Annotated in this window: 20 protein-coding genes; 2 read left to right on the forward strand and 18 right to left on the reverse strand. The window is 40.8% G+C overall.

What is annotated here, in order from left to right; genetic code table 11:
• Positions 1-422: 422 nt before the first annotated feature.
• The 5 genes from Q7O90_RS06620 to Q7O90_RS06640 form a co-directional block, all read right to left on the reverse strand.
• Positions 423-2,732: a DUF7604 domain-containing protein gene (locus tag Q7O90_RS06620; RefSeq protein ID WP_304128777.1), complete on the reverse strand. Its 2,310-nt coding sequence runs from the start codon at positions 2,730-2,732 to the stop codon at positions 423-425.
• A gap of 39 nt (positions 2,733-2,771) precedes the next feature.
• Entirely contained in the window at positions 2,772-3,845 is a 1,074-nt protein-coding gene (locus Q7O90_RS06625; RefSeq protein ID WP_304128779.1) for a Spy0128 family protein, read from the reverse strand.
• A 24-nt stretch (positions 3,846-3,869) separates the two neighbouring features.
• Positions 3,870-4,718, reverse strand: a complete 849-nt coding sequence (locus tag Q7O90_RS06630; RefSeq protein WP_304128781.1) for a class C sortase — start codon at positions 4,716-4,718, stop codon at positions 3,870-3,872.
• On the reverse strand, positions 4,700-5,569 hold the full coding sequence (locus Q7O90_RS06635) for a class C sortase (RefSeq protein WP_304128783.1): 870 nt from the start codon (positions 5,567-5,569) through the stop codon (positions 4,700-4,702). Before Q7O90_RS06635 ends, Q7O90_RS06630 begins: the two co-directional genes overlap by 19 nt.
• 96 nt (positions 5,570-5,665) lie before the next feature.
• Positions 5,666-7,369, reverse strand: a complete 1,704-nt coding sequence (locus tag Q7O90_RS06640; RefSeq protein ID WP_304128784.1) for an isopeptide-forming domain-containing fimbrial protein — start codon at positions 7,367-7,369, stop codon at positions 5,666-5,668.
• 412 nt (positions 7,370-7,781) lie between these two features.
• Here Q7O90_RS06640 and Q7O90_RS06645 point away from each other — a divergent pair, with 412 nt between their 5' ends.
• Both Q7O90_RS06645 and Q7O90_RS06650 read left to right on the forward strand, forming a co-directional pair.
• The gene (locus Q7O90_RS06645) at positions 7,782-8,807 is read left to right on the forward strand and encodes a Cna B-type domain-containing protein (protein WP_304128785.1); all 1,026 of its coding nucleotides are present in this window, start codon (positions 7,782-7,784) and stop codon (positions 8,805-8,807) included.
• 66 nt (positions 8,808-8,873) lie between these two features.
• Positions 8,874-9,566: a TraX family protein gene (locus Q7O90_RS06650; protein WP_304128787.1), complete on the forward strand. Its 693-nt coding sequence runs from the start codon at positions 8,874-8,876 to the stop codon at positions 9,564-9,566.
• Positions 9,567-9,572: 6 nt separating this feature from the next.
• Here Q7O90_RS06650 and Q7O90_RS06655 read toward each other — a convergent pair whose 3' ends face one another.
• The 13 genes from Q7O90_RS06655 to Q7O90_RS06715 form a co-directional block, all read right to left on the reverse strand.
• Positions 9,573-10,205, reverse strand: a complete 633-nt coding sequence (locus Q7O90_RS06655; RefSeq protein WP_304128789.1) for a DUF3267 domain-containing protein — start codon at positions 10,203-10,205, stop codon at positions 9,573-9,575.
• Between the two features lie 254 nt (positions 10,206-10,459).
• On the reverse strand, positions 10,460-13,030 hold the full coding sequence (locus tag Q7O90_RS06660; protein WP_304128791.1) for a Spy0128 family protein: 2,571 nt from the start codon (positions 13,028-13,030) through the stop codon (positions 10,460-10,462).
• Between the two features lie 322 nt (positions 13,031-13,352).
• Positions 13,353-14,051, reverse strand: a complete 699-nt coding sequence (locus tag Q7O90_RS06665) for a DUF542 domain-containing protein (RefSeq protein ID WP_304128792.1) — start codon at positions 14,049-14,051, stop codon at positions 13,353-13,355.
• Positions 14,052-14,255: 204 nt separating this feature from the next.
• Complete coding sequence (locus Q7O90_RS06670; RefSeq protein WP_304128794.1) at positions 14,256-14,744, reverse strand: pyridoxamine 5'-phosphate oxidase family protein; 489 nt, start codon at positions 14,742-14,744, stop codon at positions 14,256-14,258.
• Between the two features lie 62 nt (positions 14,745-14,806).
• Complete coding sequence (locus Q7O90_RS06675; RefSeq protein ID WP_304128795.1) at positions 14,807-15,652, reverse strand: YwqG family protein; 846 nt, start codon at positions 15,650-15,652, stop codon at positions 14,807-14,809.
• A 113-nt stretch (positions 15,653-15,765) separates the two neighbouring features.
• A complete protein-coding gene (locus Q7O90_RS06680; RefSeq protein ID WP_304128796.1) occupies positions 15,766-16,170 on the reverse strand; it encodes a hypothetical protein in 405 nt (134 codons plus the stop codon).
• A gap of 62 nt (positions 16,171-16,232) precedes the next feature.
• A complete protein-coding gene (locus Q7O90_RS06685) occupies positions 16,233-16,856 on the reverse strand; it encodes a helix-turn-helix domain-containing protein (RefSeq protein ID WP_304128797.1) in 624 nt (207 codons plus the stop codon).
• 120 nt (positions 16,857-16,976) lie between these two features.
• On the reverse strand, positions 16,977-19,370 hold the full coding sequence (locus Q7O90_RS06690) for a hypothetical protein (protein ID WP_304128798.1): 2,394 nt from the start codon (positions 19,368-19,370) through the stop codon (positions 16,977-16,979).
• A 163-nt stretch (positions 19,371-19,533) separates the two neighbouring features.
• Positions 19,534-19,665, reverse strand: a complete 132-nt coding sequence (locus Q7O90_RS06695; RefSeq protein ID WP_304128800.1) for a hypothetical protein — start codon at positions 19,663-19,665, stop codon at positions 19,534-19,536.
• A gap of 304 nt (positions 19,666-19,969) precedes the next feature.
• The gene (locus Q7O90_RS06700; RefSeq protein ID WP_304128802.1) at positions 19,970-20,626 is read right to left on the reverse strand and encodes a DUF4304 domain-containing protein; all 657 of its coding nucleotides are present in this window, start codon (positions 20,624-20,626) and stop codon (positions 19,970-19,972) included.
• 281 nt (positions 20,627-20,907) lie between these two features.
• Complete coding sequence (locus tag Q7O90_RS06705; RefSeq protein WP_304128804.1) at positions 20,908-21,315, reverse strand: hypothetical protein; 408 nt, start codon at positions 21,313-21,315, stop codon at positions 20,908-20,910.
• A 21-nt stretch (positions 21,316-21,336) separates the two neighbouring features.
• Entirely contained in the window at positions 21,337-21,903 is a 567-nt protein-coding gene (locus Q7O90_RS06710; RefSeq protein ID WP_304128805.1) for an SMI1/KNR4 family protein, read from the reverse strand.
• Between the two features lie 202 nt (positions 21,904-22,105).
• A complete protein-coding gene (locus Q7O90_RS06715) occupies positions 22,106-23,167 on the reverse strand; it encodes a ribonuclease III domain-containing protein (RefSeq protein ID WP_304128806.1) in 1,062 nt (353 codons plus the stop codon).
• Positions 23,168-23,191: the final 24 nt, after the last annotated feature.

A 23,191-nucleotide genomic window follows, 5' to 3' on the forward strand; every position in this document is an offset into this window, starting at 1 on the left:
TCTTTCTCCTTTTACATAATAATGGATTAACGTTTTAGTGACTCTAGTCACAAGTTTTATAAATAAAGAAAAATGCATAAGCTCAAACCAAACTAGGCTAGAAACTCATGCATCTGTCTCTCTTTATCATTAATATAATAAAGTCCCCTAAATCTCAGCCCTTCTTTTATTTCACATACCCTTTTAGTAGAAAAACTGTCCAAATAACGCGCAATGTCTTTATTTGATGACAAATGTATACTAAAAACACACACATTTTGTCTATAAAAAGACTAATTTTGTCTACTTTCTAGAAGTCTATCAGATTTATAAATATAAATCAAATTTAAGCAGAAATTGATTCAAAACAATTATCAAATTTCAAATTAAAGTTCATTAATTTGAATCGTTGCAAACCCCTGATTTATATGGGTTTCTACTGTCTAAGCCTCGCTGCGCCTTCTTCTATAGAATATAGTTGCTGCGGTCATACAGAAAGCCCCACTGAGGTAGAACAAGTAAGTTCCAATCCCTCCTGCCTTTGGCAGTTCATACAGAGGATTATCCTTGATTCTGAGCTTCATAGGTGTCCCCGTGCTATCATCTGCAGCTTCTGTCTCCGTCCAAGAAGCTCCTGTTACTACCGCAACAGTATCCCTTCTGACCTTAACCTTGATAGGCTCAGAGATAATGGAATATCCTTCCGGAGCTTCCTTTTCCACGATGTAGTACTCTCCGATTGGTGCTGTAAGTTCAATCTTCTTATCAACAACTAGATTGCTCTTAAAAGGTATCCCCCACTTATCCGTCGTACCTGGGAGCTTAACGGCTCCTGCGGTGCCTTGGGACGAAACCTTATATATGTCAAACTTTGCACCCTTCAGCTGCGCTTCTCCAGTATTATCCGTCTTCTCCAAAACGAGCTTTGAATCTGCGACTTGAACTACTGGATGCTTGTACTCTTCCTCGATCTTTTCATCTTGAAATTCGTAGTTAATCCTTGCAGATTTATTAGATCTAAACCCTGGCTTGCCAGAGCTAGTGTCATTGCTTCCGTAGTCCGTATCTGTATCTCCAGTTGATGTGTAGCCACCATTTTCATATTTTTCATATGCTTTAGGAGTGACCTTTACGTTATAGGAGAGCGTATAAATGAATTTGCTGTCAACCTTTTCATCTTCGTGGAACTGAAGGAACATCTTTCCTGTCGAATCTGGTGAACTCGAAGGAGTATATGTAACCGACTCGATGATGCGATGACCATTGTTCCAGTTATCCGCGGTGCTGTTACCGTTCTCATAAAGGACTTTTTCGATGCCAGTCGCCTTCTCTTTACGAGTAACCTTCACATCAGATTGTGCCGCATAAAGTTCGACCGAGTCGCTGAGTTCGTCTGTCACGTTCAGGACATTTACCATATTGGCTTCCAGAAGCTTCTTAACCTCTTCATAAAGGTTGGCATTATCGAATACACCGATGTATTCTCCGCCGCCTTTCTTAGCCATGTGCTGAAGTAGTTCCGGGCTACTAGAAGATGTAGTTCCATTGATATCTTTAGAAACACCTATCGTATGAATCATTACATCCTTGTGATCAGCAATAAACTCATCAATCTTCTGCCTAGTTGGCTCCTTGGCATATGGCGCCCAATTAATACCACCATCTCCGTGTCTGACACCGCTGTTATCCACATAGAATGTAGGTACACCGTCAGAGATAAAGACCATAAGCTTTCTATGACCGTTATTCTTCACAGCAGGCTTGTTGAACATATCAGTTGCAACCTCAAGCCCTGCCGTATAGTTAGTGCCGTTCCAGTAAAAAGCCTTAGTGTTAACGAAGCTTTTATTCCTGCCCCAGTCTCTGTCAATCTGTGCATCTTGTTTGTTTACTGTATGGTTTCTGTCTCCACCGAATGATATTACCGCTATTTGATTCTCCGGATTGAGATCGAGCAGTTCAGGAATTAGTCCACGGCCAGTATAACTAGTCTGTGATCCGTTAAGCATCTCAGATACAGCACCGTCTCTAGAGATGTACGAATTGGAACGTGTGCTATACATATCCTTCTCTTCCATACTGGATGAACGGTCAACTACAAACAGGATATCAAAGGGCTGCTTCTTAATCTCCTTGCCTGTAACGTCAACGTAAATGCGATATAGGTCCTTCACGTCATTCTTGTGATTCTGAGCCACCGTCGTGTCGCTGTTTGTTACACCATCCCCTAGATAGTCAATTCGCTTTTTGTGCTCCAGTATATCAGCAGTAGAGACAGTCGCTCTGCTAGTCCCACTTGAAGCTCTCGTACCAGCTACTCTGCCTCTACTTCTGAATCCTGCAGAGCCTGTGTTCTCTGATGCTTTTATCTTTATCTTGTCGCTGAGCTTTACAATGTTCTTCTTAACTCTGAATTTGTATTCAAAGGCTTCGGACTTTCCACTCTTAAGCTGCACAATCTGAGATTCCGCACCTGAGGTTAACTCCAAATCTCCCTTGCTGTATTCAAGATTGATAGAGAACTTCTTCTCCGTATTACTTGCATCGACATTCCTGTATTCCGCTGTAACAGATACTACATCACCGGCAGCGTAGCTGCTCTTTATAGGTGAAACATTATACTCAATATCCTCATCTGCGCCGTATGTCTCTGTACCTACACCAGATAAATTAGACAAAGGCATCAAACTGACAATGAGTAATACGGCGACGAAAATCGATGCAATACTCTTAATTAATGTCTTTTTTCTCATAAGCAATTCTCCTAATATCCACTGTTAATTCCTTGCAAATTAGGAGTCCTTCTTCTTTCTCTTCTTCACTAATACCACTAATGCTGTTAAAGCGCTCGCAAGTGCGATTACATAAATCGCAATTCTCGTCGTATCCCCAGTCTTGATGATTATGCGCCTAACCTTGTTAGTGAAGACGCCGTCACCTTGCTGCTGGATATCTCTCACTTTGAGCTGACCTTCTTCGTTTTCATATACCTTAACGACAACACGCACCTCGCGCTTGTCGTAAACTATATCACTCTGACCGTCATTTACCTCTTTGACGATATAGTTGTAAGTTCCTTCTTTGGCGATGTTTAGTCTGAATAAAATTCCGCCATCGCTTTCATTTGAAACTGTCTTGGTTAGGCCGTTAGGCTTAATTTTCCAATCTGAGTCAGCTTCCTTGAGCGTGAATTTGAACATGCCTTTCTTAAGGTCCTTGCCCTCTAGCTTTTTAGTTAGCTTGAAAGCAACCTCGACAGGTGGAACGTCCTTCTTAATTAGAGCAACCTTAGGCTCCATTGTAACATCGTATTTCCACTTGTTCTCATCATTCACTCTCTCAATACCTGGAACGACAACTAGATAAGGTCCTACTGGATGGTACGCCTTAGCGTGACCTGTAGCACCAGTCTGTCTTACTAGATAAATTCCATGTGATAATCCCGAAAAGGACACGCGACCCTGTGAATCGGTAGTCCTTGAAGTACCCGCTATGCTATCTCTATCAACTAGTGCTGATAGCTTCTTAGCAGCTACAACAGAAGACTCTTTGGTAAGCCCGTTGTACTTGACGTTAGCTGAAGCAAAATCAGCCACCGCTCTGTACTTTGCACTTCCTCCACTAGTGGTCAAGTTCGCAACCTTGTGTATTTCAAATGTAGCGCCTGGAACTGCCACATGATTGACTCTGTCCTTGTGGTACACGAGGTTAATAGTAAGCGAGTCCTGCCTTCCAGTGTCTACATCTGGAACTAGATCAGGATGCGCTGCCATAACACTCTGCACTGATAACATAGTCATAATCAGCGAGCAAAGCACTACTATCCATATAGATTTTTTAAACTTTACCAAACTGTCATTTTGCATTATTTCAATGTCCTATCTCTCACACTAATTACTGTGTTTTCTCTGCTTTCGCATGAAAATCAGCGCAATTATGATTACTGCTGCTGCGACCATAAGCTTGAACTGCCATGAGTTCAAAAAGACCAGTAGTGGCGATCTCACGCCATCATGATCTGTGTATGGCACCCCATGGCCTCTGACCATTAGCCGATGCGTATTCACCCCGTAAGGCGTGCAGGTTAGCAGTGTGACAAAATCCTTGCCTTCGGTTATCTGTAGATCGCTCAGCTCCTCTGGCTTAACGGTCTTAATCTGGTCAACCCTATAAGCAAGTTTCTTGTCTAAAATTCTTAAATAGAAATTATCGCCTTTTTTTAATTGGTCTAAATCTGTAAACAGCTTGGCCCCCGGTAATCCCCTGTGTGCCGCAATTACAGCATGTGTGCTTTTACCGCCAATCGGCAGGCTCGTCCCTTCTACGTGCCCTGCGCCTCGCTCGAGCGATTTAGACGATGTGCCATGGTATATGATGATTTCCTGATCGATTTTTGGAATCTCGACATATCCCATGACCCCGTTTTTACTAGGATTTAAAAGGTCGCTGTACGGATGAGTCTTGATGTACTCATCATTATCAAAAGCATCTTTCACAGTATTAACCGTATGCTGTGCGTTATATGCCTTAGCTTTACTCCACTCGTCCTTCAGCGTGTCCTCAGAATAGAGATTGACGGATTTGTCATAAATTGACTTCATCCTATTATTCCACTGACTGTTCCAAAGGTCACTCACCGCAGGATATAGAACTACCGCTGCACCCGAAATGAACAGAAGAACCATGACGAGGTTGAACAATCGACCCTTTAAATTATTTTTTACTCTATGTGTTTCCATCTACTATCTGTGGACTTCTTCCTCTTGTCCAAAACCCTTCCTATGAATATTGCGATACCGCATCCGATAAGTATACACAAAATTACTTTAAAAATGTGCCCTATATTGGTTCTCTTCACTGAAGCATTCTGTCCATCGTAAGGAACTCGATGTCCGCGAACAAGTAGTCGGTGTGAATTAACGCCATACGGTGTACAAGTTACAAGCGTTACGTAGTCTTTGCCCTTCTGAACCTGAAGCGACTTGGTGTTGCTAGGTTTAACGACCTTGATGCTATCCACTTTATACGCCATTTTCTTGTTCATTATGTGCAGGTAAAATTTGTCACCCTTCTTGAGCAGGTCCAAATCCGTAAACAATTTTGCACTAGGAAGTCCTCGATGCGCTGAAAGTACTGCGTGTGTTCCTTCGCCGCCGATTGGAAGGCTGCTTCCGCACAGATGTCCTACGCCCTTCTGGAAGACCTCCTCATTAGTGTAATGGAATATTGGTAGCTCAACATCGATGGCAGGTATTATAATGTAGCCCATCATACTGTCTTTGTTGATGTTAAGGCACTTTTCATACTCCATATCCCGCTTGTTCTCCTTAGATGAGAACGCATCAGGAACGGCCTTCGGAGAAAGCTCGCGATTATATACCTTTGCTCTTTCAAACTCCTTGTTGAAATCGACATTTCCATGCTTCACCGCCTTGTTATAGCTCTGCACCATCTGCTTTGCAAATCGCTGATTCCACCAGTTGCTAACCAGAGGATACATCATTATTGATAGTCCGACGATAAAGAGAAGTGCTATTCCGACAAAGCTTTTATTTTGTTTAATAAGATTCTGTCTCTCTTTTACCCGCATTAAAATTCACTACTCTTGTTCTAATATCCTTCTTTTAAAAGATGCGGATAAGAGTCTTAACTATAAGTGCACTTATCCGCACCCGCATTTAAATCACTACTTTACAGCAGCGTTACTTTTGTTTTTTTTAACCATCATCGCAACTGCAAGGCTAAGTAGAGCTGCACCAACGATGTAGAATAGGTATGTTCCGATTCCACCTGTGCTTGGTAGCGTTCCTAGCTTGTAGTTGTTGAAGTGTAGTGGGTTGTATGTTCCTGTAGTAGTCTTTACTTCATCCTTTTCGTATGTAGCAACGTACTTTCCAGCTTCAACTCCATTGATAGTTACTGTGTATGACTTTAGGTTTCCGTCTGCATCTAGCTCAGCACTAATCTTAACTGGAACTAGAGTTTCGTTCTTAGCATATCCTTCTGGAGCCTCTGTCTCTACAAGCACATACTCACCAGCATCGATACCTCTAAATCTGATCTTACCGTCTGCCTTAGTCTCTGATTCGTCAGCGATATTGTCGCTTGCGTCAAGTCCTCTCTTAACTAGAAGGGTCGCCTCGTGGTTCTTATATTCAGCGGCAGTTGTGAGGCTAGCATCCTTCTTGTAAAGTCTGAACTTTGCACCTGCCTTCTTACCTGCAGATGATGTTGTCTCAGCAGAAGTAATTACGTCCGTAACTGTGTTATTCTCATCGTCCACACCAACCTTAACGATTTCTTCTTTTCTATTGGTCTGGTTTAGCTTAGTACCTACATCTCCGTTGATATCGAATGTGTAGTGCTTAGTTCTGTCAGTATCCTTACCATCGTTAGTTGTTGGCGATGTTGAGTAATCGATTGTAGCAGTATTTGTGCTTGGATCAAATCCCGACTTAGCCTGCTCAGTTAGAGTAGCCTTGTAAGTAACGTTGATCTTAGTCTTGTCAGCGCTATTTAGAAGGAATGTCTTAGTAAACTTTACTGTGAATCCTGTAGCAGTCTTGCCTTCGATAGTATAATCGGTGTTTTCTGTGAGCAGCTTAGCTGGTGCAGGATCTCCGTTGTATACCTTGATTGAAGTCTGATCTAGCTCAAGACCTGTTGATAGCTTATCAGAGATTTCAAACTTAGGATTCTTGTAGTCACTTGTGTATAGAGGGATAGCTGTTCCAATCTTGAACTCTACCTTGTCTCCAATCTTGTGAGTGTCTCCAGCCTTAGTAGTATCACCAGTTACCTGATCATTCTCAGTCTTGTTGTATACTTCCTTCTTAACCTTAGGTGTTGACTTCTTAGCATATGCTGTAGTTCCGATCTTAAACTGCTTGTTAGCATCGTTTACATCAAGAACAGAAGACTTGTCCTCGCCAGCATCCTGCTTGTAGTCAGCGCTGACAATCATAGGTGTATATACGCCTGTGCTTCCTGCCTGTGGTGTTACCATTACTAGGTAAATACCTGCCTTAGGGCTATTTGCAACGTACTTTCCAGCTGTCTCGGCAAATGTTACTGTGTCTAGACCTGTGAAGTCTCCAGCAGATGCAATTGCATATACTTCAGCAGCAGTTGGCTTTGCAGGATCAGCGATTGTGATTCCAGTTTTGCCTACTACCCACTTGCCGTTAGACTCCTTAACGATTCTGTAACCCTTTACAGTAGCGCCTGCCTCAACGTTCTTAATAGTTAGTGTTGAATCAAGTGTTGCTGCAAATGTTGGCATTGCAAATCCACTTAGCCCAATGGCAAGGGAGAGCGCCAACGCAGCCATTTTCTTAAATAGCTTGGTACTCATACATCTTCCTTTCTTTGTCTCTTCAGAGTTACCCATTAGTACCTTTCCTTTCTGTTTGTTATTCCTCATTAATGGGAATAAACCTCTACCAAATAAATTCGTTTATCTGATATAACATGTAGACTGTGTTACACACATTAGCCCATAAAAAGACCGATTCTATCTATTCCAGAGTATATTATCAAAGTTATAAAATATAATCAAACTTATAATTTGACTATATATTCACGAGTTCGACACCAAAAAACACAGTATTGACATATTGAAATATTCTGTACCCGTTGGGTTCACTTAGTCTTATGAGTCTAAGTTCACAAATTTTTCGGATTTAGCGAGACTTTTTATATAAAATTTTACAAATGTTTTTTTAAAAAACAATTTAGATTATTCAGGTATATTTTAGTTATGCTTATGATATAATCCATAAACCACATAAAAGGAGGGCGTTATGACAGACTCAAGAAGAACAATCAGAAAGCTAGCAGTGTTAGTATTCGCACTCATGCTTATAAACATTTTTTCGCTGGGCTCCGCTTTTGCCAGTTACCAACCATACCCAGCCGAATTCACTAAAACTCTTGATAATGGACCAGTTCCCACTGAATACATAGGGAAATTTAAAATAGTTATCAAGGATCCCGAAGGCAACATTCGTAAGCACGAGGATTACGATTCACCGCTTACACACGAGCCTTACGAAAATATTGGTAATGGAGGCAACACTTTTTTTGTATATTTCGATAGTATTGTCTCTTATTATTTAAAAGAAAAACAGCCTTCACCTGAGACAAAATATGTAACTTTTACAGTGGAAGAGATCCCTACAGATGTTCCAGGCATCAAGTATGATAAGACCGTTTATACTGTAAAGTGCTACTTCAATGGTTATCCATATTTTGCTGGTAGGTATTCATATGATCTTGACTACGTTGAGATTAACGGAAACTACTATACATACGACGGTGTTAGATTAACCTTCAATCCGGATGGCTCAATGAATTACACAGGAGACAGAAATGGATTTATATCCTTTAACAACACCACTATCAAATATGTGACACACACGGTTAAGAAGATCTGGAAGAATGGTTCCGAGTCGTCCGCAAAGGCTCAGCTGTACAAGGACGGTACCGCTTACGGCACACCAGTAGAGCTTAATGCTACAAATAACTGGTCGTATACTTGGAACAACCTCGACGATAGCTATACATGGACTGTAAAGGAACTCGATGTCCCAACTGGATATAGCTCCAAAGTTGATGTCTCAGCAGACGGCAAAACTACGACTATAACCAACACTAAGTCGAAGCAGCCAGCTGCTAGTCAGAGTAAAAATACTCCGTTAAAGTCAAAGAAAACTGTAAAGACTGGAGATAATACGAATGTCACTGCTTGGCTAGTCGTATTTGGGACAATGATAATAAGCCTTGGTTTTACGATTTATATCAGGAAGCGAGTAAGCTCTTTAAGATAATTGATGTTCTATGGTAAAATACAAGCGAAAAGTGATTATCATTTTAATAGTGAAACTGGTATAAAAATGAGCATAAATAAGATCAAATACATAGCGATAATATCAATGGTTTGTGATCATCTGGCATCCGTGTTTTTTGCACCGGATGCCAGTATTTATATTGTCCTTAGATTGATAGGGCGAATAACGGCACCCTCGATGTGCCTTGCACTCGCTGAAGGCTTCGTTCATACATCCAACAGAAAAAAGTATTTCTCTAGGCTTCTCACCTTTGCGGTAATCGCACAGATACCATTCTCATTCTTCGAGTCGGGAACCTTCACCCTGCCACTTGGCAATGTGTTATTTACATTTGCATGTTCATTTGCCTTGATGGAGGTTGTAGATAATTGGAAGAAGATTGGCACATTAAAGGGTATTATCGCTGTCATCGTATTACTTGTACTGTCGATGAAGACAGACTGGCTGATATTTGGGCCGCTATTCACACTGTCGATTTATATGAACAAAGAAAATAAGGACCGTCAGGCCATCTGTTATGCGGCCATCAGCGTCCTTAGTTTTTCATTGTCAGCGTTCATGTGTGTAAGCCACGGTCTACCTTGGTACGGTCAGGTGTGGCAGATTGGCACGCTCTTGGTTATCCCGATTATCTATGCTTATAACGGCGAGCGTGGTAGCAAGGCTTCATTTAACAAATGGTTTTTCTATTTATTCTATCCTGCCCATCTTGTTGTACTTGGTCTCATAAGGTGGTAGCGAAACTTATTTCTGAAACACCACTAGCCCAATCTCTGTCGGGTGGTCTAGATACAGCGCTGTTTTAGACGCTTTATTACCCAATATCATCTTGACTATTAGAATGTCTCCACCTGCAGCGATAGTCATCAGCACTCCAGCTGCAAGAAAAAGTATATTGGTCGTAAGGCACCCGATTATGCATGGTACTATTCCTAGTAACAGTCCTGGCATCAAAGCGCCTGTTATGTATTGCCACTTTCCAAGTGGCTGACTGCAAGTGCAGTACGGTGTTATATATTTCCAAATCACTCCGAATTCAATATCTTTGAAACCATTTTTTGTAAATCTGCTCCATGTTACACCATGAACTAGTTCATGTACCATCGTTAACAATAATAGTAGTGCCAAAACAGTTATACCCGAACTAGCTGAAATTCGTGATCTCCCAAAATCAGCTCCATTATATTTAAGAACATAAATAACAATAAAGGGCACAGTCATGATTAGTCCATATAATGCCCCGACGTTCGCCTTTGCGACTGATATCGTAAGGTCTGTCTTGGTGTACCCTTCGCTTTCTAGTTCTTCACATTTTACCTTATATCTCTCTAGTCTTCTTTGCTCCGCTTCGTTGAGCACTCGTTCATTACCTGCCATTTATTATCCCCCTAATTCTATGTTTTTATCGGGTGCTACCTGATTTTATATGTTGCTATCCGTTGCTATCTTTTGCTATTCATATTCCTTTGATTAATTATACTTTATTTCAAGCTTTCAAATCATTAAAAAAGCGAATAGCCGCCTCGTAGCTACTATCCGCTTTATAGTTAATATGATTGTCAGTAAAGACTTTAATGCTTTTTGGCTATAACTTTATAATCATTTACCTTGTAGATTCATAAAGTCTATAGTTATCTCATTCTCTTCTTGTAACCAACCGCACCGATTAGCATTAGTACGGATGCTGCGAAGATGCTGAGCATTAGCATTAGGTTTCCAGTACTATCACCTGTCTTTGGTGACTTGTGCTTCTTAACCGCCTTATCCTTTGAAGGTGATGTAGGCGCTTTTGGTATTTCGTACTTGTTGTTAAATGTTAAATCGTTTACAGTTTCTGCACCCTTCTTAATCTCGTAATTTGCTACGAGCTGGTTATTAGCATCAGCTGTAACATCTACGACAACCGTGTACTCCGTCTTATCGTAAGTGTAATTTGCAAGGCCTGTATCTAGCTCAACTACCTTGTATGTGTACTTACCAACCGCCTTAAACTCGATGTCGCCAAAGTCAATTTCGCCTGCTCCGTTAACCGTAACAACCTTCTTGCCTAGCACAGAACCTGCTGGCATTGGCGCCTCGCTTAATCCTAATGCTGTAGTTCCAGCTTGAGATAGTTCGAACTTAAACTCGCCTGCTGCCGGCGGGGTGTCTCCACTTAGAGTCTTCTTAACCCTTAGGTTTTTCTTAACGGACGTAAACACGTTTCTAAATCTTGGTTCGCTGTCAGCTGTAGCCTTGAGTGTTCCGCCATTGTTAGCAACAGTTACCTTAACCTCTTTTTCAGCTGTATCATATGATACACCTGCTACTGGGTTTGATGCTGTTTCCTTAACCTTGAACTTGTATGTTCCAACCTTTGTGAACTTTATCTTATCAAATTCGATGCGTCCATCGCTGTGCACGAATGTTGTCACATCGCCAGGCATCGTCACTCCATCGTAGTTCTCACCCGCAATCTGGCTAACGCTTACTTCAAAGGTGTTCTCTGGTATGGTTACCGCAGTTCCTTCTGAATCGACATAGTCCTTGTGGCCTTTAATCACGGCTTCTGCAGTCTGGTAGTTAGGAACGATCGCTGAGAATCCTGGCTGCGTCGCGCTTTGAATTGAGAACGTTCCTTCTGTGGCATTTAGAGAACCCGATGTTGTAAATGCTGGGTTTGGCTTAAATACCTTGTTGGTATATGTGTACTTTGCCGGCGTGCTCGTCTGCACTAGGCGGTAGTCACCCCTTGATAGTCCAGAGATTGTAGCCTCGCCGCTCGAATTAGTCTTAGCGGCAGCCTTACGACCTCTGATGTAGTAATCCATCCAAATTCCGCCAATCTTAGTCTGAATCTTGAACTCAGCCCCAGCAATTGGAGTAGTTCCATCGATGTCATCTACAGCCTTTACACGTATGCTTCCTGCCGCAACAGTAGCAGTTCCGTTTGCCTTGTCGATCGTGTATGAAACAGATGCGGAATCCTCTGCCTGGTCGGACTTAGCTTTTCCTGTGTTAGTAACAGTCTCTACCGCTGTGATCTCTGGGTAGTGAGTGTCAAACTCGGCGAAGAAGGTAACGACATTTCCATGAGAAGGACCGTTAGTTCCGTAGATGTCCTTTATCTTGTTAATGCCTGCGAGCGCTGGCTCGAGGTCGGTGTACTTCAGGGAGTCGTTAGACATATTTGCAATGAAGGTATCTCCTCCTGTCTCAGGGTCTGTAAATACACCGTAGCTCATCTTATGAGCCTTAACCTTAGCATAGAAGCTGTCGTAAGTATCTGAAGATGACTGAGTTATCTGGCTGAAATACTGCGTCACTGGAATCCAGTTGCTTCCGCGCTCTATCGGCATCACTGTTCCAGGAGCCGCCTGTCCGTAAAATGTGTTTCCACCTGCAGGAACCTCTGTCCAGTTGTAACGAACTGCGGAAATCGAGATAGTGCTTAGGTCAACAACGCCATTTCTTGGAATCTTATCAACGATCATCATGTTAGTCTGTTCCTGATAAGTTCCGAAGGTGCTATCGATATTGTTGTAAGTGTTAAAGAGACGCAGCGAACCCAGCTGATTGGAGATCAGCTTAATCCTAGCTGTGTCGTATGCCGAAGTCCAGCCCTGCTTCTCAAGCAGTCTGTTGTTAATGGTCCTGAGACTTGGATCAGCAGGTACACCACCAGTGTTGGTCCCCGGAACTGCATCTCTAACCTTGAAGGTTACATTAGCCGAAGCATCTTCAATGGTGAGAGGCTTTGTCACTGGAGATCCTGCTGTAGCACCGTTATCTAGCGCCTTCAGTCTAGCCCCTGTGTATAGACTTCCCGACATGAAGTTTCTGTCTGTCGGAAAATCTGGATCTAATGTGAACTTAATCTCTGTCCCTGTGATTGTCGCTGTCGCAACCTTCTGTCCGCTCTCGGAATAGAGCGGAACATCGGAGCTTGGGAGATTGCCAAACATCGTCCCGATATTCGTCGACAGCTTAATCGTATCACCTGGCTTCATCGCATTCCCCGACTGCGTATCGATGTTGTAATCGAACTTCAGAGAAGCTAGAGAGCCGACGTTCACCGGGCTAGGTGACACCGTCACATTAGAAATCGTGATGTTATAGCCGTCCTTCTGAGTCGCAGCGCTAACATCCTGCGGGGATGATAATGGTCCAATTGTAATCGCTATTACTGCAATGAATGCAATAATTCGTTTTGCAAGTTTCACGTTGTTCCTCCTTTTAATAACGTAGTCATTCAGTTCAAAAAATAATATTTATGCATTTTATTGGAGTATAGCCTATAGCGGATAGACAAGCAAGCTAATTCCATAAAAAGTGCGAAAAAAGAACAATAAAGTGCATTAATAGCAGCTTTGTGTACAACCTCACTTTTCTGACTTAAATTCATTTTTATTATATTTATACATTTTGAGATTCAAAAAAATAAAAAAACAGAAGGTACGGTATATAAACCGCACCTTCTAGTATTCGCTTGCTCATATTTTGTCTATCCCATCTGCAAATATGCAGCATGGCTGAGTCGTAGCTCTAAGCTTGTTCTTCATACTCAGGGAAAACTATGCTGTTCTCCTTGAAAACATGCACGAAGATATCCTCGGTAAACTCCCTAATTAAGTTAAATGTGCGCTCATAAGTCACACATGCATCTTGAGGCACTGTATAATCATTAGTTAGCCTCTGCATCTCCTTAATCATATCGCCCACCGCATTGTGCTCATCTTCAAGCTGCTTGATAAAGGCAAGCGTCTCATTGTCTGGATGCGGATTAACACGCATTAGAGGGAATACTAAGCGCTCCTCTTTTGCAAAGTGAACCTCAAGTTCAGCCTTCATAGCTGCAAATAGATCATGGATCTTCGTTAGTTCCTCCGCATGGTGCGTGTAGTGAACAACTAGAATCTTATTGATGAGCTGATCTAGCTGGGTCATCATCTCGCGTTCAACTCTATGATGTGTCACTTCAAGGTCTGCAAGCATGTCGTTAACGCTTAGACGCTTGAATGCTTCGATAGATGCAGCGCCACCATCCTGTGATGGAGCTGGCTTTGCAGCTAGTTTATTAAGTTCTGCCACAATTTTCTGCACATCTACTTCACCATCAGGAAAAGACTCATCCATCGGTAGATGTCCCCCACAGCAATAATCGAGATGTAGCTCATTTAGATAAGGAATTGTTTGTGGATAAAGCCTAACGACTTCTGCCAATGTCATTTTCTCAGTAATCATAATTTCACCCCTTACACTTTGTTTAATATACGCTTACCCATTCTTTTCAGAAATTTAGGTTAACCTCGGGAGCTCCTCGCTCCATCAGCTTTGCAAAATATTTCTCATTTTGCCATCATACTGCGCACTGAATCGTTCCCATCGCTCTTGTAAATTCTTCAAACACTGAAGCAATAGGTACTATATAATCATACCCTAGATCACTTATAAATGTATATGACCTTTTGGCTTCTTTCTTTTCCCCGTCATATGCTCAACCTCTAGCGCATACACCAATGTCCTCGGAACAGCGGCAGGGTTAAAATATGCATTTTTATCCTCATGATAGTGATTCATGAGCTGCCTCAGGGCGTGCATCTTCTCATCATCCGAGAGGATTCGAATCCTGCCTCTTCCGATTACACTCTCATACGCCATCGTGCAGTACCCTTTGTCCTCGAAATACTCGAGCTCATGCTTGCAGTCCATCTCGAAGGTAGCACGATTATCTTTCTCGAATAGTCCAACCTTGTAGCCCTCGAGTGCACTGTGGAAATACAGCGTCAGCTTACCGTCATTCACCTCTGTGCCGAAGTTGAGCGGAAGTATATACGGATATCCGTCGTCGTTAAGCGCTAGCCTGCATATATCGCAGCGATTTATTATCTCCATCAGTTCGTCTAATTCTGTTATCTCTCTGTCCTGTCTTCTCATATATATCCCCCTTACACGCGGCTCAGGTATCGGGCAGTAAAATCCTATAGTCTATTTTGCGATTAGCAGCAGTCCCAGCTATAGAGGCTCTCGGCGAAGTTCAAGTTGCGAAGTTGCTCTTTTGTCACAAAGAAATTTCCTACGCCGCAGTCTCCCCACAGGATGTAATAGTCGTCAGTTCCGAACTCGGAGTCCAGTTGGAACAGCAACTCAGTGTAATCCTCGAAGTCCTCGTACATGCGTGGATCTTCCTGCGTGAAATGGCCGTAGCCACCAATCTGAGTGTGATTCGAAATATCGAGCTCTTCTATGATCTCATCAACCTCTTCATCGTCGATGTCATATGATTCGTCACCCTCTGCCTGTTGCTCATCGATATGTTCATTAAGCTTCTCAGTAAAAATCTCCTCGAATCGGAAATCGTTCGGCATAATCCACTGGCTAGTTTTTTCAAAGGACATGGCAAATGGTGCACCGTCATTAATAGGTGTGATAAGTTCATCTTCCTTCTTATCCTTCTGTGGTTCGTACATCTCTCTGAGTTCCTCTTCAGAGAAATGCTTGTCTATCTCTGGATAGTAAATAACCCTTTTTTTGCTATCTGAAGTAGGCTTTGTATAGTCGTTGCCCAGATTATAGTCTCCGCCAAAAATCCAAAACTGCATGATGCCCTTTGATGGGTAGATGCTGTTCTCAGGCAGCTCCTCGCAGTTTATCTGCGCCATATACATTAGCTGTTCACCCCTATCGGTAGTAGGGATGTTCGCGGTTTTCGGCAAATAGAACCAGCCCGCAACGTTGCTGCTTGTCAACGGAGTCCTGGTTTCGGGTATTAAATTGATCTTTATGGTTTCTCTGTTCTCGATTTTCTTGAAATCTTCGATGAAAGCTTTTATTTTATCGTTCATAGTATTGCCTTTCTTGGTGTGTAGTGGTTTGTAGTAGCATGGAGTCTAGGTATGGATTTCGGCGAAAAGATACCGATTAACCGCGTATATCTAATGCTTCCCGATGCTACTCTTTAATACGCTTCGCAGATCACTTCTCTATTAGCCTCAAATTCCTCGTCGAAGCTAACTAGCAGATACAGTTCACCCGCTGGTGATTCACCCACATAATATCCTAACGCAAATGCATCGTAGCATCCACTCTTATCGAACATTACGTCGGTTAGCGTGATACCTTCGACATTCTCTTCGGGGAAATTTTCTTTTATAAGGCGTAGTGCCTCTTGATCCAACTCGGTGAGTTCGACACTTAGCCTTTTCATTATTGAGTCTGGGATAGATTTTATATCCTTTTCGCTATATCCAGAGAAGCTAAAGTGCAAATCCTTACCGGGCTTGCGGCTTACAAAGTATATTCCAGCTGGTGAGCTGTCCCATGATTTGCCCTGCCAGAGGGCGAGGAGTTGTTGTTTGGTCATGTGTTATCCCCTGTGATTAGTGATTATTGATTATTGATTATTGCAATATGTACTATCGCGGTTTAGAGATCTGAGTCTTCAGCTGTGAGCACTTTCTTCTGCCAGCACCGCTTACCGCACTTTTGGCATCTCATATACCTGTCTCTACCTCTATGCGGAGCTAAGATTACCTCTCTATAGGTCGGAACGTACCTGTGATGGCAGCACTCACATTCATAATAACCTGCATTTTGCTCAATGCCAACCGCAATGAATCCCACTACAACAACCATAGCGACAGTGAATGTAACCAGCGCTACTCTGAGCCACATCGGCATGGCGAGGAGCACCGCAAGAACTATGAGGATGATTCCCACTACGATTGTCGGTACGGTCAGCCACATCTCCAGTCTGAGCATCCGTTTGTCGCGCTGTTCTATCTCTCGCCTCATGGCTAAAAGATTTTCCTCTACTCTCTTGTCATATGATTCTGTCATGATCCTTTCGCCCGACAGGAGTTCGTTTACGTTAATGTGTAGAAGCGCACATAGCTCTAGCATGATTCCCGAATCTGGCATGGACCTTCCAGTCTCCCATTTCGATACTGCTCGGTCACTGATGCCTAGCTTCTCGGCGAGATCAGCCTGAGTCATGTGTCCTTCCTTTCTGCAGGATGCTATGAATTTTCCAATTTTGATTTGATCCATATCGGACACCTCCTTTCATGACTCGAGCATATGATAAATTCATGTGTGGGTACAGGAACTGGTGGTTGAGTTTGGGTGATTTTTGATAATTGATAAGCAATTCTATGTTTTCGTGTATAATTAACGGTTTGTACTTTCCGAATCTGGAAGTAATAAATATTGAACTTCAACATCAACACCATTGGAGAGTTTCTGTAGCGCTTCGGCACATCTCTTCAGATATTTTATGCTCTTTTTTGCTACTTTAACCTTGGTCTTGATTTCCTTTTTCTGCTCTTTATCCATCTCATCAGACTGTTTTGAGAATTCTTCAACAACTCGCTCTAGGGTCTTAACTCTAAAATCCACCTTGCTATATATTGTTTCTATCGTTTTATAGTCTTTTATCTTATCTCGTAAAACAACTTGACTAAAGGTTAGGAGTTTGCAACATTCATTTAGTACATATCCATCTTGCGAAAGAAGATTCATCGTCGTAACTGCAGATATTCCAGTTCCACTGATCATTCCGACAATTGCTCCGCCACCAGTAATAATCGCTGTACCGCCAGCCATTCCTAAACCACCAGCTGCAAGAGAACCGCCTCCAACAGCTGCGAGGCTATAGCTGGTAAGTGCAGCTCCTGATAACCCTGCCGCACCCTCGCCGATAATCGCAGTTGCTATTGCAGGTGCAAATGTAAATGCAAGCCCTCCAGACACAAGAACTACCACAGTTGTTCCGACTGCACTAATTACTATGCTTCTTTTTGTGCCAGTAATTGTTGCGCCAGCTTTTTTATGTATTTTTGTGAAAGCTTCAATATCCTCTTTTTTGACCTTATTTTGTATTTCAATGAACCGGTTGTTTAGATATTTGCTCTTATTTTGAAGCTTTTTAAAGCTCTTGTCCTTATCATCACCGAATATTGGGTAATAAGGTCTAAAGAGACTTGCCTCCATAGATACCAGGAAAACCCAAGTTCTATTAGCATTGTCCTGGAAACGCCTTCCTAGCTCCTCTTCACTTAAGAAAAATTCATCCTTCTCAGATTGAGCGATAGATAGATTCTCTATTAATTTATCAACCCATGCTTTTGCCCACTCAAGCTTCAACTTTTTCGAGGAGTATTTCTCCGTAATATAAATATCATCTTCTAAGATGAGCTTCTCTAGAGAGTATAAAACTCTAAGCTGTTCATAATTTAATGACAAGCATTCGAGATTTGCAACACCCTTCTCGAATTCATTTTCTATTTCTACTTTCTTTTCTTTTTCTTCCCTAATATCTTCAGCAACTATTGACCCATCTGCTTTGCAAGCAATGACAAATCGTCCTATGCCTGCATAGTTTATATGAACCGCAAAGTCTACAAAGGTCTTTGGGTTTATTCCCTTATTCTTGATCGCAGATCTTATCGTAGCATCAATGCTATCGACCGCTAGAAATGTTCCAGATGAAACTGTCACCATCCTCCTAATTATTCGGTTATTGAATGGCAAAAGTTCTGAGATATCTATGTTTTCCAAATCCTTTACGGAATTAACATCTGCTTCGTTTATCGCAATGTTAAGTCTTCTTAAGAAGTACATTCCGCGAACCAAACATTCATTGATAATTACGGGAACACTCTGTCTACCAAACTCTTGCAATATACCAATTTCGCTTCTCAAATCGAATTTCACTGGCTTAATGATTTTTCCATTTTTGTCACGCTTTGCCAAAAGTGTTCCATTGAATAGTTTTGAGATCCAAACGTGAATCTCATTTTCTCCAATTTTTCTATCTCTAAAACACGGAAGTACGGAAGCTTCCTTTATCAGTGATAAAATCGGTCCTGGAATACCAGTGCCTTTTCCTGCGGTTGATTTCGAACCAGCCATATCGCTAACCATATGAAAAAACCAATGTACAATTCCGAACAAAACCTTTTCTGCAAAATTCTCGCCAATAAGGGTCTTATCAGCAACATCAACAATTAGCAGTTTGCCGTTAGTGTCAGTTCCAATGACCTTACTCGAGAACTGCGTGAAAATTGAGCACATTAGACCACATAGGCTGAAATGATGTGAAAAGTCACGAAGATGATGCTGCAGCCCTCCTCCAAAGTCAGCTGTTTTACTATCTGCAGCAATGGCATATTTTCTCTCCATGAAAGCGATTGCCCCAGATAATTTATCTCCTTCATATCCATTTCGGTGTGCCACAATCTTTACGAATTTATTAATCTCATTACTTCCCCACTTATTTGCATGTTCAAGCGAGAATTTGCCGGCAAAGAAAGAGTCAATAAGACCCGCTATTGCTCCACTGGTGATAGCCAAAAGGTAATCAGTTCTATCCGCCTTTTTTACGTTATCAGTCCAATCTACTTCAACAACTTCTCTGAGATTCTCTGAAGTCGGATAAATTACAGAAGGTAACCCCGTTTTTTCAGAAATACTTTCAGCGAGAAGGTTATTTTGGGAAACGACTGCATCGTATGTAATTGTGAGATCTTCAACTTTTCCAAGCCAATCAGTAATGGTGGTCATGGGTACCTCCTAATGCTTGTGCATTACATCTAAAAATATAACATATCAATTTATATGGATTCATTCTCGAAGCAAGCCGCTTTGCAGGTTTAGTTAATTGATAAAGCTAAATAGCAATATCATTCCCTCCGTTTTTGAATGCGTGAGAGCAAATCATTCTAACTTACCAATTCACATACAATTTCTTTAAAAGTAAATATCCTTCTGGTTTGCTGTCAGAAACACCAATAATATCGCCAAGCCATTCTCCGGGTTCCGTAACTCTTCCATAGCCCCTCACTTGTTCGATTATCATTTTGACTGTTTTCATGTCAATAGAACGGAACTTGTATTCATCCTTAAGTAAGTCTGGAATAAAATGGATTGCTCCATCAAATCCTGCTCTCTATCTGCAAATTTCATCTATCTTGATTCCTAGTCGCTTGAAGCACATTCTTTTGTAGTATCTACTAGTGCTTCTTGCAGCGAATCGTCAACTAAGTTATTTTCTAGTGTGTTTGTTTTTTGCATGTTATCGCCTCTTTTGGTGTATGATTAATCCGATAGTTTTACATTATCTATTAACTTGATTGCTCTTATTTTTTCCACTAAATTCAAATTTATTTTTCTATTTCAATACCATTCAGATATGCGAATTTAATCATAATAGCCCCAGAAAATTCCGAGTAATTCAAATCAATGTTTTCTTCAGGCATACTTTTCAATGATTCATAGAAACTGATATATTTATTTTTAAATTTATTTACCTTTAGAATTCTATTGAAATACTGCTGCGCTTTATTTTTACCGCCAAAATAGTATATATAGTATAACAAACTCTCTGACGTGCAATTTCCTTCTAAAATTCTATCAATATTTGCTTGAGTATCCTCGAAATAATTGAAAATTGGAATAACGTGTATTTTTATAAGATTGCTTACTTCTTCCACAGTACATTTATAGCTCGCACCTGCAAGTTGCCACCACGCATGCGGTTTTCTTGAACTTAACGAGCCTAAATCACCGCCATATATAAATCCATTATTGATACCTGCACGCTTTATTGATTTGGAATAAATACCAATATGTGGAATAAATTCTATGCTATCCTTATTATTATATCTATTTGCTTGGAAATATATTTCGAAGAAAATATCCTTATCTTTCGCAACCCTCTTTAATTTTTGCCCCTTTGAAAGCACCTTAAAATCCGGGAAATGACTCGCTATTTCTTGCCAGGCCTCTTCACATAATATTCTAGGCTCTATTTTTTCCAACTCATCATTTTTTATTTTCAGTTGTATCATCTCCTTAATTATCTAATTTATTCAAATCATTTTCTTAAAATAGATCTTTATCTACTTAATCCGCTTTCTAACAAGCCTTTCATTTCTTCAATATCATTCAGTTTTTTCTACGAGAATCACTCTTTATCATTTACCTATCCATATATATTTTCTTTAAAAGCAAATATCCTTCTGGTCTGCTGTCAGAAACACCAATAATATCGCCAAGCCATTCTCCGGGTTCCGTAACTCTTCCATATCCCTACAGCATTTTAAACCCAGCTCAGCTTCTTAACATCCTTTAACATCATCGTTTCCCCAGTGAAGTCATTTTTTAATTCAACGTAATTCGTTTTTACCTTCACATTATTATACCAATCACCAAGACTGACACTTTCGCCAGTATGTATGTTGATAAGCCTGCTAGTTATGGGACTCCAAGTGTGCGCCTCCACTGTTTCTGCAAGCAAATAATACGCATCAAGAAAAATCAAATTCCTCCCATATATCCAGAACGGAAGCTTAATATCTAGGAGTGGTAATTCTGCGGAAAAGATTTCGTCGCCATGCGGAGGAACCGTCTCATAGTGAAACTCTATCTCACTACCATAGTACGCAATAGTCGCTCCTTCACAGCCGATATTTTGAGGAATGCCTTCATTAGCTATGATAAATTCCATGGTGCCTCCTTTACATAGTGCTTAGTACACGCTCACAAGTTCTTTCCAAAACTTAAGGCTGCTCTCGGAATACTCACGCTCCATCGATTCTATAAACTCTTTTTCAGCGTTTTTCCAAACAGCATACTCCGCAGTTCCCATCGCTCTTACAAATTCTTCAAAATCGGAAGCAACAGGTACTATCTCCTCATAACTCATGTCGCTTGTGAATGCATATATCTCGCCGGACTTACAATCTAGTAGAATAGTGTATGGGTCGCCGTTTGCAATAATTATTAGGTTCTTTTTGCGAAGAACGGGATACTCATCATAATCAAGATTGCGGTTAATCAGCCAGCTTAGGCTCGTTTCATCTCCATATCCAAACTGGTAGCTGAGAAAACCGAAATTCCCCCAATTATAGCCTAAAATATACTCCGAAAATGTCGAATCTAAATACTCTATTCCAAGTTCGGATTTTAATTTCTCGATTTCAGACTGCGGAATCTCTTTTTTGCTAAGGACAATTCCATCTGTTATTTCAGCATCAAGTCCCTCAGTTTCTTTCATTATCGAAGATATTATTTCATCTATTGTTAATAGTTGCATCAATAGTTCCTTTCTCTAGCAAAACAACTCATCTTCATCATCATTAAATATGCTATTCTTACGAAGTCCAACTTCTTCCTCTTCACGATGGTATTCTCTATCATTATAATTATAAATATATTCACTTATAGTCCAGCTAATTCCATACTATCAATCTCTTCATATTCACCAGAATCACAATTAAAAGCTCACTTTGACATAATTAGTTTTCCTCAAAATTATCTAATACATACTTCAACATTTCATACGCTGCCTTTTTCTTTGCTTGTTTCTTAGAAGAGGCTGCTGCATAGAAATAGTACTCCATTTCATCAATATGACATTCCACATTCCAAAAAGGGTTGCCGTCATTATCATGAAACTCTTTAAAACTATACTCTGGAATAGAAAAATAGCCGCGTCGCGATAAAGTCTCTAGCTGGTTAATCGCCATATTTAATGAGGGATTAACGATTTCATCCTTAATTGTATATAACATGCTATTTGCTTCCAAATAGTCATATATGTTTTTTGATGCTTCTTCATGCGCCATCGCCTTGGTCGCACCATAACCAACGGCTTTTTTAACTCCGTCTACAGTGATAAAACAAACGTACTTTTCGTATCTATTGGGTGCTTTAGAATGCAATAAGTCGCGAGTTGTGAAATAATATCTGTAGGTTTCCGCAAACTCACGTTCCGGTAAATCTCCAGTTCTTCTTAGGTTCCAATCTTGAACTTCTTGAATATAATTGATTTTATTTTCAAATATAATGGCCTTTGGATTAAGCATTACCATAACTGAATCCTGTATTCGTGAAATATCATAATTCGAATCGATTGCTTCTGCCCCAAGTATAGCTTCAAACAAATCTTCCATAACCGAATGTGATTCCTGGACATTATTCTTTTGATCACCATTTCCCATAATCAAATACTCAGCCAGCCCTAGATTATAAATACAATTTGCAAGTGTGTCTTTCTTAACCAATCTTTTTTTAATTTCAGTAAGTTTGTTTTCCTGGTATTTAGATACAAACTCATTAAAATCTTCATTTGTGTTAAAATTATCCCTTTCTGATGCAAGCATACCAAACTCTTCAGAAAGTATTTTCACCACTATAAAATCAAGTACTTTATCGCCAATAAATTCAAGCACCTCATTGTTCTCGCCACCGTACTCCTTTGAATATGATCTGCGCACAAAAGCCTGTTGAAGCAAATCTAGATTTTTGAAATTAAAAGCAATAATTTGTTGGATTTTTGATAGATCATTTCTATCCATTAAGATCCCTCCTTATTCTAAAAG

The sequence above is a fragment of the Mogibacterium diversum genome, from assembly GCF_938028775.1.
GTDB lineage: Bacteria > Bacillota > Clostridia > Peptostreptococcales > Anaerovoracaceae > Mogibacterium > Mogibacterium diversum_A.

Coding starts and splice junctions, on each gene's coding strand:
- Q7O90_RS06620 (WP_304128777.1), bottom strand. CDS start 2,732: ATGAGAAAAAAGACATTAATTAAGAGTATTGCATCGATTTTCGTCGCC.
- Q7O90_RS06625 (WP_304128779.1), bottom strand. CDS start 3,845: ATGCAAAATGACAGTTTGGTAAAGTTTAAAAAATCTATATGGATAGTA.
- Q7O90_RS06630 (WP_304128781.1), bottom strand. CDS start 4,718: ATGGAAACACATAGAGTAAAAAATAATTTAAAGGGTCGATTGTTCAAC.
- Q7O90_RS06635 (WP_304128783.1), bottom strand. CDS start 5,569: ATGCGGGTAAAAGAGAGACAGAATCTTATTAAACAAAATAAAAGCTTT.
- Q7O90_RS06640 (WP_304128784.1), bottom strand. CDS start 7,369: ATGGGTAACTCTGAAGAGACAAAGAAAGGAAGATGTATGAGTACCAAG.
- Q7O90_RS06645 (WP_304128785.1), top strand. CDS start 7,782: ATGACAGACTCAAGAAGAACAATCAGAAAGCTAGCAGTGTTAGTATTC.
- Q7O90_RS06650 (WP_304128787.1), top strand. CDS start 8,874: ATGAGCATAAATAAGATCAAATACATAGCGATAATATCAATGGTTTGT.
- Q7O90_RS06655 (WP_304128789.1), bottom strand. CDS start 10,205: ATGGCAGGTAATGAACGAGTGCTCAACGAAGCGGAGCAAAGAAGACTA.
- Q7O90_RS06665 (WP_304128792.1), bottom strand. CDS start 14,051: ATGATTACTGAGAAAATGACATTGGCAGAAGTCGTTAGGCTTTATCCA.
- Q7O90_RS06670 (WP_304128794.1), bottom strand. CDS start 14,744: ATGAGAAGACAGGACAGAGAGATAACAGAATTAGACGAACTGATGGAG.
- Q7O90_RS06675 (WP_304128795.1), bottom strand. CDS start 15,652: ATGAACGATAAAATAAAAGCTTTCATCGAAGATTTCAAGAAAATCGAG.
- Q7O90_RS06680 (WP_304128796.1), bottom strand. CDS start 16,170: ATGACCAAACAACAACTCCTCGCCCTCTGGCAGGGCAAATCATGGGAC.
- Q7O90_RS06685 (WP_304128797.1), bottom strand. CDS start 16,856: ATGGATCAAATCAAAATTGGAAAATTCATAGCATCCTGCAGAAAGGAA.
- Q7O90_RS06690 (WP_304128798.1), bottom strand. CDS start 19,370: ATGACCACCATTACTGATTGGCTTGGAAAAGTTGAAGATCTCACAATT.
- Q7O90_RS06695 (WP_304128800.1), bottom strand. CDS start 19,665: ATGATAATCGAACAAGTGAGGGGCTATGGAAGAGTTACGGAACCCGGA.
- Q7O90_RS06705 (WP_304128804.1), bottom strand. CDS start 21,315: ATGGAATTTATCATAGCTAATGAAGGCATTCCTCAAAATATCGGCTGT.
- Q7O90_RS06710 (WP_304128805.1), bottom strand. CDS start 21,903: ATGCAACTATTAACAATAGATGAAATAATATCTTCGATAATGAAAGAA.
- Q7O90_RS06715 (WP_304128806.1), bottom strand. CDS start 23,167: ATGGATAGAAATGATCTATCAAAAATCCAACAAATTATTGCTTTTAAT.